The sequence below is a fragment of the Streptococcus sp. M334 genome, assembly GCF_000187745.1.
Classification (GTDB): domain Bacteria; phylum Bacillota; class Bacilli; order Lactobacillales; family Streptococcaceae; genus Streptococcus.
Genome location: NZ_GL732486.1, coordinates 23029 through 36894 on the forward strand (window position 1 = coordinate 23029; position 13866 = coordinate 36894).

General features: G+C 38.8%; 9 protein-coding genes. 8 read left to right on the forward strand and 1 reads right to left on the reverse strand.

Translation table 11 applies throughout. The features are described 5' to 3' along the window. The first annotated feature begins 52 nt into the window (after nucleotides 1-52). The 6 genes from HMPREF0851_RS04730 (at nucleotide 53) to alaS (ending at nucleotide 9753) form a co-directional block, all read left to right on the forward strand. Complete coding sequence (locus tag HMPREF0851_RS04730) at nucleotides 53-2827, forward strand: class I SAM-dependent DNA methyltransferase (protein WP_001085252.1); 2775 nt, start codon at nucleotides 53-55, stop codon at nucleotides 2825-2827. Next, nucleotides 2824-4755 (forward strand): DEAD/DEAH box helicase, encoded by a 1932-nt coding sequence (locus HMPREF0851_RS04735; RefSeq protein WP_000203248.1) that lies wholly within the window; start codon nucleotides 2824-2826, stop codon nucleotides 4753-4755. The genes HMPREF0851_RS04730 and HMPREF0851_RS04735 overlap by 4 nt, the downstream gene beginning before the upstream one ends. Beyond that, nucleotides 4748-5902, forward strand: coding sequence for a GIY-YIG nuclease family protein (locus HMPREF0851_RS04740; RefSeq protein WP_000564864.1), 1155 nt, complete (start codon nucleotides 4748-4750; stop codon nucleotides 5900-5902). The genes HMPREF0851_RS04735 and HMPREF0851_RS04740 overlap by 8 nt, the downstream gene beginning before the upstream one ends. An 85-nt stretch (nucleotides 5903-5987) precedes the next feature. Continuing rightward, the gene (locus HMPREF0851_RS0103570; protein WP_000661257.1) at nucleotides 5988-6368 is read left to right on the forward strand and encodes a hypothetical protein; all 381 of its coding nucleotides are present in this window, start codon (nucleotides 5988-5990) and stop codon (nucleotides 6366-6368) included. A 259-nt stretch (nucleotides 6369-6627) separates the two neighbouring features. Beyond that, entirely contained in the window at nucleotides 6628-7113 is a 486-nt protein-coding gene (locus HMPREF0851_RS04745; RefSeq protein WP_000847072.1) for an LURP-one-related/scramblase family protein, read from the forward strand. A 21-nt stretch (nucleotides 7114-7134) separates the two neighbouring features. Next, the gene (alaS, locus tag HMPREF0851_RS04750) at nucleotides 7135-9753 is read left to right on the forward strand and encodes an alanine--tRNA ligase (RefSeq protein WP_000811779.1); all 2619 of its coding nucleotides are present in this window, start codon (nucleotides 7135-7137) and stop codon (nucleotides 9751-9753) included. A gap of 89 nt (nucleotides 9754-9842) precedes the next feature. Here the strand turns inward: alaS and HMPREF0851_RS04755 are convergent, their stop codons facing one another. Then, the gene (locus HMPREF0851_RS04755; protein WP_001181032.1) at nucleotides 9843-11297 is read right to left on the reverse strand and encodes an alpha-amylase; all 1455 of its coding nucleotides are present in this window, start codon (nucleotides 11295-11297) and stop codon (nucleotides 9843-9845) included. Between the two features lie 178 nt (nucleotides 11298-11475). Here HMPREF0851_RS04755 and HMPREF0851_RS04760 point away from each other — a divergent pair, with 178 nt between their 5' ends. Next, the gene (locus HMPREF0851_RS04760; RefSeq protein WP_000569190.1) at nucleotides 11476-12225 is read left to right on the forward strand and encodes an ABC transporter ATP-binding protein; all 750 of its coding nucleotides are present in this window, start codon (nucleotides 11476-11478) and stop codon (nucleotides 12223-12225) included. Further along, nucleotides 12206-13843, forward strand: coding sequence for a hypothetical protein (locus HMPREF0851_RS04765; protein WP_001237591.1), 1638 nt, complete (start codon nucleotides 12206-12208; stop codon nucleotides 13841-13843). The genes HMPREF0851_RS04760 and HMPREF0851_RS04765 overlap by 20 nt, the downstream gene beginning before the upstream one ends. Nucleotides 13844-13866 lie beyond the last annotated feature (23 nt).

The window sequence follows — 13866 nt, forward strand, 5'->3', positions numbered from 1 at the left end:
TTGAAACCTACTGAAAATCCAGTAGGCTTTTTGCGTTTCTTGGAGGTATCTAATGGCTAAAAAGTTATTAAATATTACCGAGATTGAGGATAGAACCAAGGTTTTAGTAGAGAATCTTAATAAATCGACATTTATCATTGAATTTGTTTCATTGTTTGACATTACTAAAACGACCATAACAAGAGCAAGTAAAGTAGCATCTGATGATTTTATAATAAAAAACAAATTGTATTTTCGTAAAGTTGAAAATCAGCCATTACTTACTCTGACTGAGATTGATAAAGAGTTGGAGGATCAGGTTCGTAAATCTCGATTTATTATTACAACAGATTTTCAAGAATTATATGCAAAGGATACACAGACAGGGCTAACTCTAGCAATTTCTTTTAATGATTTACCAGCCCATTGTGATTTCTTCTTACCTTGGAATGGTATTGAAAAGATTGATTATGATAAGGAAAATCCTGCTGATGTAAAAGCGGCAGAGCGTTTCACCAAACTTTATGATGAACTAATTTCTATCAATCCTGAACTAGCAATCACTGAAACTGATGGTAAATCATTTAATCTATTTTTGATTCGTGTTCTTTTTCTACTATTTGCAGAAGATACAAATATTATCTCCAAGGGAGCTTTCACAAATGTTATTAAGATGAGGACATCCGAAGATGGTTCTGACTTGAATGAGTGTGTTAGAAAACTATTTACTGTTTTAGATATGCCTGAATGTAGTCGTCAGAATTTGGAGTCATGGTTATCAGATTTTCCTTATGTAAATGGTAAGCTTTTTTCAGAGCCACATCATGACCTTATTTTCAATAAAAGAACTCGTCAATTACTCATTGAAGCAGGAGAATTGCTAAACTGGAATGAAATCAATCCAGATATTTTGGGATCAATGATTCAAACCGTGGCAAATGCAGAAGCAAGATCAACATCGGGTATGCACTATACTAGCGTGCCTAATATTATGAAGGTCATCAAACCACTATTTTTAGATAATCTACGAGCAACATTTACGGAATTAGAAGAACGAGCTGATTACTATATAGGAGGTGGTGACTTTAGTGAGGAACATCGTCGCAAGGAATTACGACAAATCTTACCTAAGTTAGAAGAGTTGCTCACTCGTATGGCCTCTATCAAGTTTTTAGATCCTGCTTGTGGTTCTGGAAATTTCCTCATCATTACCTATAAAGAACTTCGTCGTTTAGAAATTAATATCTTAGTCAAACAGCGTGAAATTCGTGACTCCTTGAATGAAAAAGCTGTTTATCAAGGAGAATTGATTGCTGATGCATCTAAGATTTCTCTATCCCAGTTTTCAGGAATTGAATTGGATGATTTCGCTCATGAAGTAGCAAGGCTATCCTTGTATATAGCAGAACACCAGATGAATGTGGAAATGGAAGAAGCTCTTGCTGATGTCCATCCAAGACTATTACCTTTAAGAGAAGCTGGAAATATCGTCTGTGGGAATGCTCTAAGAATTGACTGGGAAACTGTGTTGAATGCTAAGGAAGATGACGAAGTTTATATATTTGGGAATCCGCCGTATATAGGGGCTGGGGGAAGAAATCCTCAAACGAAGGTTCAAAAAGAAGATTTAAAGAATGCTATTTTCCCAATTAGTGCTAAAAAAATTGATTATATTTTAGGATGGTTTGTTAAAGGAAGTAGATTCATATTAGGAAGAAATAATTTGACTAATTTAGCCTTTGTGTCTACAAATTCTATTTTTCAAGGTGAACAAGCCTCATTTTTCTTGAATAATATTTTAAATAGTCTTGAAATTAGTTTTGCTTACCCATCGTTTTCTTGGTCAAATAGTGCTAAAAATAAAGCTGGAGTTACTGTTGCAATTGTTGGTATTTCAAGAATAAATAATGAAAAGAAAAAATTATTTAAACTTGATGAAGTAAAGGCAGTAGATAATATAAATGTCTATTTAAAAGAAGGGCCAAATTTTATAGTAAACAAAAGAAGAGAGCCATTAAGTCGTTTACCAAAGAATATAACAAAAGGAAGTGCTGAATTTGGTGAAGATAATCTTATTTTGACTATTGAAGAAAAGAATAAGTTTGTTTCTAAATATCCAGAATCGGAGAAATTATTTAAAAAACTAATTAATGCTACTGATATCATGAATGGAACGTATTCATTTGCTATTTGGATTAATGATGAAGAAGTAGATTTTGCTATAAAAATACCTGAAATAAAGAGTCGTATTGAAAAAGTGAAATATTTTCGTGAGAATACAAAAGGTAAGAGTTCAAATTCAGTAGCTAATAAACCGTGGCGTTTTGGTCAAGATAAATATCGTGAAGAAGATGCAATTGTTATGCCTGTAGTATCTTCTGAAAGTAGAGATTATATACCAGTCGCTTACATGGAGAAAGGTACAATTGCCACTTATGCTGTAAGCATTGTTTACAATGCTCCAATCTGGCTTATAGGGATAATTGGGTCGCGTATGCATAATATCTGGTTACGTGAAGTAGGTGGTAAATTAGAGACACGTTTGCGTTATTCAGCTGGACTGGTCTATAATACATTCCCAATTCCAGAACTTTCGGATACTCGGAAAAATATGCTTGAAGAAGCTGTTTTTGAAATGTTAGATGTTCGAGAAGAAGAAGGTGGGACCTTGGCTGAATTGTACGGTGGAGCCAATAAACCGATGAACGAACGTCTTCGTCAAGCACATGAAAAAATTGATGGTATCGTAGAACGTGCCTACCAGCAAAAGCCTTTTGAATCAGATGAAGAAAGGCTCAGTGTCTTATTGAACCTGTATAAAGAAATGACAGAAAAGGAAGCGAAATGACCTCAAATATATTTGAAATTAATTATAATGGTACAGGTGCTAGTCAATCAAATAATGCACTTGGAATGCGTGAAATGCAGGAGCGGGTATATGCTAAGAGATCTTCTCAACACTTACTGATTAAGGCGCCTCCTGCCTCTGGTAAGTCGAGAGCTCTGATGTTTATTGCTCTTGATAAACTACATGCTCAAGGTCTGAAAAAAGCTATCATAGCTGTTCCAGAAAGATCTATCGGAAAATCGTTTCGTTCAACAAAATTGACAGATTATGGTTTTTACTGGGATTGGGAAGTTCTTTCCAAAAATAATTTGACTGAACAAGGAACCAGTAAAAGTAAGGTAAAACAGTTTGTAGACTTTATGCATTCAGAGTCACCTGATGATAGAGTTTTAATCTGTACGCATGCCACCTTGCGTTTTGCCTTTGAACAGCTGGCTGATAGTGATTTTAACAATGTTCTTTTAGCTATCGATGAATTTCATCATGTATCTCAAGATGATAATTCAGTTTTAGGGAATGCCTTGAGAAACATATTAGCCAATTCAACAGCTCATGTAGTGGCTATGACAGGGTCTTATTTCCGTGGAGATTCTGTCCCTATTTTGGCACCTGAAGATGAGCAAAAATTTGATAAGGTATCCTATACTTATTATGAACAGTTGGAGGGATACCAATATCTGAAAAGTTTTGCCATGGGTTATAACTTTTATCGTGGTCGTTACACGGATGTTTTGCACGAAGTATTGGACACAAGCAAGAAAACCATCATTCATATTCCCAATGTAAACTCGGGTGAGTCAACTAAGGATAAGTATGATGAAGTTGACCGAATTTTAGACGAACTGGGGCAAGCTGTTCCAGATCCTAAGACTGGATTATGGTTAGTTACTGAGGAAACAGGTCGTGTATTGAAGGTTGCTGACCTTGTTACAGAAGAAGGGCGTGAAAAAGTACAGGATTATCTAAACAAGATGACCAGTTTAGATGATCTCGATATCATTATCGCACTTGGTATGGCTAAAGAAGGTTTTGACTGGCCTTATGCTGAGTATGCTTTAACGATTGGCTATCGTCAGTCGCTAACAGAAATTGTTCAGATTATAGGTCGAGTAACACGAGATAGTTCCAATAAATCGCATGCTCAATTTACCAATCTTATTTCCCAACCAGATGCTCAAGATGATGAAGTTTTCTTTGCTGTGAATAATGTTATGAAGGCTATTACAGCTAGTCTATTGATGGAGTCTGTTTTAGCACCAAATTTCAAGTTCAAACGCAAAGACCGAGATGACCAGAAATCTTCTGGTGCCGAAATGTTTGTGAAAGGCTTAAAAGAGCCGACTACTCAAAGAACAAAAGATATCATAGAAAATGACATGAATGACTTACGTGCTAGTATCTTACAAGAATCGCGTATCCAAACTGCGATTGCTTCAGGAACGGATGCAGAAGTCATTAATAAGCAGATGATTCCAGCCATCATTAAACAAATCTATCCTGACTTAAGTGGGGCTGAAGTTGAAGAAGTTCGTCAACAGTTTATTAGTCAATCGGTCGTTCAATCAGCTGAACGGAAAGAGGGAGTAGGGCAAACAGATTTCCTAAAAATGGCAGATAAATTTGTGAATATTGATGAGTTGTCTATTGATTTGATTGATCAGATCAATCCTTTCCAGAGAGCTTACGAAGTTATATCACGTGAAATTGATGCTCCGACTTTGCGTCTAATACAAGATTATATGGATGGTCAGAAGATGGAGTTTTCGGAAGAAGAACTGTTAATTCTTTATCCTCAAATTAAGCAGTTTTTAAATGAAAATGGTCGTCATCCAGATAAATTAAGTAACGATACGTACGAACAGAGACTGGCTTATGCTTTGTTACAATTGTCTCAGATGAAGTTGAAGATGGAGAATGGTAATGATTGATTTCAAAAATTTAACTGACATTTTTAATGATTCTGATTTTGAACATTTAATAGCTCCTTTAAAACCTAAGAAAAAAATAGTTACAGATCATGAAGTAGAGAAATTTTTAGAAATTATAGACTGGGTGAGAGTAAATAATGGACAAGAGCCACAAAAGTCTAGAAATATTAAAGAACGCAGTTTATTTTCTCGATTAAATGGTATTAGAAAATCTCCTGATAGCATCCGAAAGTTAGAACCTTATGATGAATTTGGGCTACTAAAAATAGATATTGTTGAGTCCGAGACTCCTATTTCAAGTCCTGCTAGTTTAACAGATATTTTATCAGATGAATTGTTTGAGTCAGTAAATAGTGCTGAAAAATCGTTATTTGATATCTCACGTTATAAACGAACGATTCAAGCGCGTGATAAAACACGAACACGCAAACGAATGGGCAATTTTGAAGATTATCAAGGATTATTTACTCGTGTTCATGATGAAATTAGTGAAGGTCGTCGTCAAGTCAGAAAGTCTGATGTGATAAAAGAAAAAGAAATTAAACCAGGTATGTTCTATGTGGATAATGGAGTAATGGTTTATGTTGTTTCTAAAGGAGAAGACTTCACTGACAAGAATGGCTATACTAATGCTGAACTTCATCTCGTGTATGAAAATGGTACAGAAAACAAGAAGGCCTTACTCCGTTCTTTTGTATCTAATCTGCACGATAGAACGCGACATGGACGAATGGTAACCGAATTGATAGAAGATGTGATGACTGGTATTAGTCCAAGCGAACGTATTACAACTGGATATATCTATGTAGTGAAATCCTTGAGTAGCAATCCTCAAATTGCCAATATCAGTAATCTCTATAAAATCGGTTTTACAGAGGATCAAATTTCAAAACGGTTAGCAAATGCAGAAAGAGAAGGAACCTATCTTTATGCTCCTGTCCGTTTAGTAGCTAGTTTTGAGGTTCAGAATTTCAGCGCTCGAAAATTAGAAACGACTCTTCATCATTATTTTGCAGACAAGCAGTTAGATGTGGAATTAATATCACCAAATGGAGAGAGCTTTGTCCCTAAAGAATGGTTTCTAGTATCGCTAGATGAGATCCAAAAAGTGATTGAAAAAATTGGCTTTGAAATTAGATTTAGATAAAGAAAGACACTATTTAGAAGACTATTTAATATTTAGAGAACACAAAATATTTTAGACTGATTAAACTAAAAGGAATAATAGAAAAATGAAAGAGTTGAAATTCTTGAAATATGCTACAATCGTATTTATGCTTTTTATCTTATTTTGGGTAAACTTTGTGGGATATATTTTAGGAACTCAAGGAAGCAAGGAAGAGATTAAAACAGTACAAACAGAAAGCTTAGATCTGCAAGAAAGCAAGTTAAAAGCAAAAGAAGAAGATGCAGAAATTTTAGGCAAGTTTTGGAATGATAAAGGACATTTTATTGTAGTGTATAACGGACTCACAAAAGTCCCAGAAATCCTTGAGGTTGGTTATTCTGAGTGGCAATATATGAGAATAGGGAAAAGTATTAGAAATAAATTAAATATTACTACTTACATTTCAAAACTAGTAGGTGAATTTTCAAAATATCTTCTCTCCTAACTCACTACTATTGGTTAGAATCATTTCCAGTTGACGCAGACTTAAAAAAACGTTATAATAAGAGAGTTGAGAATTGATTTTCTCTTGTCTTAGTCCAGAGAAATGGCGGTGCTGCGAGCCATCTAAGCTAGAAAGTCATGCTACTCAATCATACAATTGCATAAGAATAAGAGAATGACAAGTTCATTGAATGAAGGTGGTACCGCGGTTTTTCGCCCTTCGTGATATGAGCTTGTCTTTTGATTTTTTGGAGGTGTTGATGAAAACATTTCTTGTCAAACAAAAGTTTCGTCTTGGAGGCGAACGCTTCGCTATCAAGGATGACAGGGGAGAAATCGCCTATCAGGTGGAGGGATCTTTTTTCCAAATTCCTAAGACTTTTACCATCTATGACGCCTATGGTGAACAGGTCAGTCAGATCAGTAAAGAAATCTTGACCTTGCTTCCTCGTTTTGAGATTCAGCTTTGGAATGGCTCGAGTTTCGTCATTCGTAAGAAGTTGACCTTCTGGCGAGATAAGTATGAGTTTGATAATCTAGGTCTTCGTATCGAGGGCAATATCTGGGATTTGAATTTCAAATTGCTGGATGATCGCAATCAGATGATTGCGGAAATTAAGAAGGAACTCTTCCATCTGACCTCTACCTATACCGTAACGGTTCTGGAGGACGCTTATGCAGACCTAGTCATTTCCCTCTGTGTCGCCATTGACTATGTGGAAATGCTGGAAAGCCAATCACATTAAACAAGTAAATAAGGAGACAATATGAAACAACTATCTAGTGCACAAGTACGCCAAATGTGGCTTGATTTCTGGGCGACCAAAGGTCACTCTGTAGAACCATCAGTGAGCTTGGTTCCTGTAAATGATCCAACACTTTTGTGGATCAACTCTGGGGTAGCAACTCTTAAGAAATACTTTGATGGGACTATTATCCCAGAAAATCCACGTATTACCAATGCCCAAAAGGCGATCCGTACCAACGATATTGAAAACGTAGGGAAGACTGCTCGTCACCATACCATGTTTGAAATGTTGGGGAACTTCTCTATTGGGGATTACTTCCGTGACGAAGCCATCACTTGGGCTTATGAGCTTTTGACAAGCCCAGAATGGTTTGACTTCCCAGCTGAGAAACTTTACATGACCTACTATCCAGATGATAAAGATTCATACAACCGTTGGATTGAAGTGGGAGTGGATCCAAGCCACTTGATTCCAATCAAGGACAACTTCTGGGAAATCGGTGCTGGACCTTCTGGACCAGATACTGAGATCTTCTTTGACCGTGGAGAAGCCTTTGACCCAGAAAATATCGGACTTCGCCTGCTTGCAGAAGATATTGAAAACGACCGCTATATCGAAATCTGGAACATCGTTTTGTCACAATTTAATGCAGACCCTGCTGTTCCTCGTAGCGAATACAAGGAATTGCCACACAAGAACATTGATACGGGCGCTGGTTTGGAGCGTTTGGTGGCCGTTATCCAAGGGGCTAAGACAAACTTTGAAACGGACCTCTTCATGCCAATCATTCGTGAAGTGGAGAAATTGTCTGGTAAGGTCTACGACCAAGATGGCGACAACATGAGCTTCAAGGTCATCGCTGACCATATCCGTTCTCTTTCATTTGCCATCGGTGATGGTGCCCTTCCAGGAAATGAAGGTCGTGGTTATGTCCTTCGTCGTCTTCTTCGTCGTGCTTCTATGCATGGTCAAAAATTGGGTATCAACGAACCTTTCCTTTACAAACTGGTTCCAACTGTTGGGAAAATCATGGAAAGCTACTACCCAGAAGTGCTTGAAAAACGTGATTTTATCGAAAAAATCGTTAAGAGCGAGGAAGAGTCATTTGCCCGTACTCTTCACTCAGGTCAACACTTTGCCCAAGGCATCGTAGCAGACTTGAAAGAAAAAGGTCAATCTGTCATTGCTGGATCAGATGTCTTCAAACTTTATGATACTTATGGATTCCCAGTTGAATTGACAGAAGAAATCGCTGAAGAAGCTGGTATGACTGTGGATCGTGAAGGTTTTGAAGCAGCCATGAAAGAACAGCAAGAACGCGCGCGTGCCTCAGCTGTTAAGGGTGGCTCAATGGGCATGCAAAATGAAACCCTTCAAAACATCACAGTGGAAAGCCGCTTTAACTACGAAGCATCTCAATTGTCTTCTAAATTGGTCGCTATCGTGGCTGACAATGCAGAAGTAGAAGCTGTGTCAGAAGGAACTGCCTCTCTTATCTTTGCGGAAACGCCATTCTATGCTGAAATGGGTGGACAGGTAGCTGACCACGGTCAAATCTTGGATGAGTCAGGTAAGGTTGTGGCTATTGTGACAAATGTTCAAAAAGCTCCGAATGGACAAGCCCTTCACACGGTTGAAGTTCTTGCACCACTTGCCTTGAACCAAGAATATACCTTGACAATTGATACCAATCGTCGTCACCGTGTTATGAAAAACCACACTGCGACTCACTTGCTTCACGCTGCTCTTCACAATATCCTTGGAAACCACGCAACACAAGCAGGATCTCTTAACGAAGTTGAATTCCTTCGCTTTGACTTTACCCATTTCCAAGCTGTAACTGCTGAAGAATTGCGTGCGATTGAACAGCAAGTCAACGAGAAAATCTGGGAAGCTCTTGAAGTTAAAACAGTTGAAACGGATATTGACACTGCCAAGGAAATGGGAGCTATGGCCCTCTTTGGTGAGAAATACGGCAAGGAAGTCCGTGTTGTTACTATCGGTGACTACTCTATCGAGCTTTGTGGTGGTACCCACGTTGGCAACACTTCTGAAATTGGTCTTTTCAAGATTGTCAAAGAAGAAGGTATCGGATCAGGAACTCGCCGTATTTTAGCAGTGACTGGTAAGGAAGCCTTTGAAGCCTACCGCGAACAAGAAGATGCTCTTAAAGCTGTCGCAGCAACCTTGAAAGCACCTCAACTTAAAGAAGTACCTCACAAGGTAGAAGGACTTCAAGAACAACTTCGTCAATTGCAAAAAGAAAATGCTGAGTTGAAAGAAAAAGCCGCAGCTGCAGCTGCGGGCGATATCTTCAAGGATGTGAAGGAAGTCAATGGTCACCGTTATATCGCTAGCCAAGTATCTGTATCTGACGCTGGTGCCCTTCGTACTTTTGCAGATAACTGGAAACAAAAAGATTACTCTGATCTTCTTGTCCTTGTTGCTGCTATCGGTGACAAAGTCAATGTCCTTGTAGCAAGCAAGACAAAAGACCTTCATGCAGGAAACCTTGTCAAAGAATTGGCACCAATCGTCGATGGACGTGGTGGTGGTAAACCAGACATGGCCATGGCAGGAGGAAGCAACCAAGCTAAGATCCAAGAACTCTTGGATGCCGTAGCAGGTAAATTGTAATCAAGTAAAGATCTATCCACTTGGGTAGGTCTTTTTGTGAATGCAAAAAAGCCAAATCCGCTTGGATCTGGCTTGATGATTATAAGCTATTAGATAGTATTGGCTGCCCAGACACTTACAGATCTTGCTGAGACTGGGAATTGTCCATAACCTTCCTCATTGATTGTAACTTGACCTTGGTGGTTGCCAAGTAAGTCTACAAAGGTTTGGTTAGCCCATTCTTGGCCGACAAACATTGATTTGCTGTTTTCTTGGTCATTTGAAATCAATACTGCGATTGGGGATTGATTTTCAGCACCTGAGCGTACCCAACCGATACAGTTAGCATCATCAAAGTAGTCATTTTGTTCTCCATAGGCCAAATCTTTTCGGATGACTAGGAGGCAGTCAAGAACTTCTTTGAAATCTTGTTGAGCATACTGCCCTGAAATCCCATAGTAGTCTCCGTAAAAAACACATGGAAGGCCGTCTTGGCGTAATAGAATGAGAGCATAGGCTGCTGGTTTGAACCATTCTTCAACAGTAGACTCAAGAGCCTGACCACGTTGAGTATCGTGGTTGTCGACAAAGGTTACAGCCTTGTCAGGTTTGAGTTCAACCAAGCTATCTGTGAAAATACCACGAAGGTCATAGTTTGCGCCAGCTTGACTGGCTTCAAATAGATTCTGGTGGAGACGAACATCAACAAGGTCAAAGCGTTCTTCCGTTTTTTCAAGATAGTCCAGATTGGCTTCCTTATCTGGATTCCAAAATTCACCAAAAACGTAGAAATCCTCACCGTATTTTTCCTTCATATCTCGGATGAAATTGCGCATGAAGAAAGAGTCAATGTGCTTAACGGCATCCAAGCGGAAACCAGCTACACCAGTCGTTTCCATGAACCAGTCAGCCCAGTCATAGATATTTTGGATGACTTCAGGATGTTTAAAGTCTAGGTCGGCATACATGAGGTAGTCGTAGTTTCCGTTTTCGTTATCGACCAATTCCTCGTTGGCCCAGCCCTTGTTGTCTCCTTGAATCAGATAAATCCCAGACTTGCGGCGTTTGGCATCGTAGTCTGTACCGGTGAAGTGGTACCAGTGCCAGTGAAAGTCATTGTAGGTATCTTGGCGACCATCAAAGGTAAAGCTAGTCCAGCCATTGATGGTGAAGGGTTCTCCAAGTTCAACTGTACGGTCTACAGGATCTACTTCAATAACTTGAAAGGCTTCCATGTGATCGGCCGCAGCCTTGTGATTGAGCACCACATCGGCCATTGGTTGGATTCCCTGTGCTTTTAGGGCTTGAATGGCTTGAAGATAGTCTTCTTTAAAACCATACTTGGTGCGGACAGTTCCTTTTTGGTTAAACTCGCCTAGGTCGAATAAGTCATAGACCCCATAGCCGACATCTTTTTCATTGGTCGCCTTAAAAGCTGGTGGCATCCAGACATGGCTGATACCGAGATTGGCTAGGTGTTGAGCATCTTCAGATAGATGCGTCCAGTGCTGACCGTCGTGGGGCAGATACCATTCAAAGTATTGCATGAGTGTTTGATTTTGCATGATGTTTCCTCTTACTTGTCAATCTTGTTCTTTATTCTATCATAAAGTATTGGTTAGCTCAAACGTTTGCGTAAGATAGAAGAAATCTATTTTAACTACTTAAAATAAAGTGTTGATTTTTTTGTATCAAAGTGCTAGTATAATAGTATGTAATATAGATAAAGATAGGAGTCATCCCATGATTGAATTTCAAAATGTTAGTAAGTTGTATGGTGATAAAGAGGCTTTGAGCAATCTCAATTTGCAGATTGAAAATGGGGAGATTATGGGTTTGATTGGCCATAACGGTGCTGGAAAATCGACCACTATAAAATCCCTAGTCAGTATCATTTCACCCAGCAGTGGTCGTATTCTGGTAGATGGTCAGGAGTTATCGGAAAATCGTTTAGCTATTAAACGAAAGATTGGCTACGTAGCAGACTCGCCTGACTTATTTTTACGCTTAACAGCCAATGAATTTTGGGAATTGATCGCTTCATCCTATGATCTGATTAGCTCTGACTTGGAAGCTAGTCTAGCTAGGTTATTGGACGTTTTTGACTTTGCTGAAAATCGCTATCAAGTTATTGAAACTCTTTCTCACGGAATGCGTCAGAAAGTCTTTGTCATCGGGGCACTCTTGTCTGATCCTGATATTTGGGTTTTGGACGAACCCTTGACTGGTTTGGATCCCCAGGCTGCCTTTGATTTGAAGCAGATGATGAAGGAGCATGCACAAAAAGGCAAGACGGTCTTGTTTTCAACCCATGTCCTAGAGGTGGCAGAGCAAGTCTGTGATCGGATTGCCATTTTGAAAAAGGGGCATTTGATTTATTGTGGTAGCGTAGAGGACTTGAGAAAAGACCATCCAGACCAGTCTTTGGAAAGTATCTACCTTAGTCTTGCTGGTAGAAAAGAGGAGGTTTCAGATGCGTCTCAAGGTCATTAAAAAATTAGTTGATATCAATATCCTCTATTCATCTCAAGAAGCTAATCTGGCTAACCTACGAAAGAAGCAAGCTAAAAATCCTGGAAAAAAAGTAAATGTTTCCGCTAGAGTCCTAAGTTCTTACATTTTTTCCAGTCTCTTGATGCTCATCATGTTTATAAATATAGCCTTTCGTTTTCCTTTTGAGGAAATACCAAGTTTTTTTAGTAGCATGGTTGCTATTTTACTGGTGCTTGCCTTTTCAACTTCTTTCACTGCATTTTACAATGTCTTTTATGAGAGTAAGGATTTGGTATCGTATAGGCCCTATGCCTTTAAAGAATCAGAGATTATAATTGCTAAAGGACTGTCTGTTCTCTTGCCAGCTCTAGCTGGAATTGTACCAATCCTAGCTTATTTTCTAGTCCTCTATATTAGGCTAGCTCCTTCTCTTTGGCTGGGCTTGCCTTTGATGCTGCTGTCCTTGGCCTTATTATTTGTCTCTGTTACTTTAGTGATGGTAGTGGCAGTACATTTCTTGGCTCAGACTACGGTCTTCAGAAAGTATCAGTCTATTTTTGCCAATGTGATGATTGGGATAGGGGTTCTCATACCTTTAATATTTGTCCTCTTTCTACAGTCGACTTTTGGAAGTATTGTTGACAAAGTTAGAGACATTCCATTTCTCCTTTATCCTATTCATATCTTTTACAAAATAGCAGTGCAGCCTTTTTCGACTGAAGCCATAGTGGGTCTACTAGCTTGGATAGGGCTAACTCTCTTCTTGCTTTACCTGACCAAAAAGAAGGTTTTTCCTCATTTTTATGACGTGATCCTGCTTAATAGTGAGGAGAAAGTCAAAAAAGAACGTCGCAATAAGGAGAGAATTTCAACTACTAATAAAAAGGGCTTTTTCCGTATGGTTTTACGCTACCACCTCACCCTCTTGGGACAGGGAACTGGCGTAATTACAGTACTTTTTACAAGTGCCTTTCTTCCTTATCTCATGATGATCGGTCTGATTTCCAAAATTCGAGATTCTCAGATAGTTCCAGACATTCATCCTCCATACTGGTTACCCTTGTTTTTTATAGCTCTCTTTATAGCAGTTGTCAATAACAATATCACCAGCCTGCATTCAATTGCCTTGTCCTTGGAGAGGGAAAATGTTGATTTTCTTAAGAGTTTACCCTTTGACTTTGCTCGTTATGTGAAAGTGAAATTTTGGATTATATTTGCTGTCCAGTCTTTTTTACCAGTTCTGATTTTACTTGGCCTTTCTCTATATTTAGGCTTGCCCATCCTTTCGATGATTTACCTTCTTGCAGTTTGGACCCTTGCCAGTGTCATCCTTTCTTGTCACCATTATTTTAAGGATGTGAAAAATCTGTCAACCAATTGGAGTAGCATTACTGACCTAGTGAATCGTTCAAATCGTATAGTAGCAATAGTTTTACTGTTTATTTATATTGCAATCCTGATGGCCCTTGTAATTGGGAGCTTATTCTTGGTTCGGTCTCTCTCACCTATCCTTGCCATTAGCTTGGGAGTAGGATCTCTTATCCTCTTGCTTGGTCTTGCTATTTTTGGCTATCATTACTACCTGTCACGCATATTGGCAGAGATAGAAAAAAGATGAGATAGTTGGTCGCTTGATTGATA

Coding starts and splice junctions, on each gene's coding strand:
- HMPREF0851_RS04765 (WP_001237591.1), top strand. CDS start 12,206: ATGCGTCTCAAGGTCATTAAAAAATTAGTTGATATCAATATCCTCTAT.
- alaS (WP_000811779.1), top strand. CDS start 7,135: ATGAAACAACTATCTAGTGCACAAGTACGCCAAATGTGGCTTGATTTC.
- HMPREF0851_RS04740 (WP_000564864.1), top strand. CDS start 4,748: ATGATTGATTTCAAAAATTTAACTGACATTTTTAATGATTCTGATTTT.
- HMPREF0851_RS04760 (WP_000569190.1), top strand. CDS start 11,476: ATGATTGAATTTCAAAATGTTAGTAAGTTGTATGGTGATAAAGAGGCT.
- HMPREF0851_RS04745 (WP_000847072.1), top strand. CDS start 6,628: ATGAAAACATTTCTTGTCAAACAAAAGTTTCGTCTTGGAGGCGAACGC.
- HMPREF0851_RS04730 (WP_001085252.1), top strand. CDS start 53: ATGGCTAAAAAGTTATTAAATATTACCGAGATTGAGGATAGAACCAAG.
- HMPREF0851_RS04755 (WP_001181032.1), bottom strand. CDS start 11,297: ATGCAAAATCAAACACTCATGCAATACTTTGAATGGTATCTGCCCCAC.
- HMPREF0851_RS0103570 (WP_000661257.1), top strand. CDS start 5,988: ATGAAAGAGTTGAAATTCTTGAAATATGCTACAATCGTATTTATGCTT.
- HMPREF0851_RS04735 (WP_000203248.1), top strand. CDS start 2,824: ATGACCTCAAATATATTTGAAATTAATTATAATGGTACAGGTGCTAGT.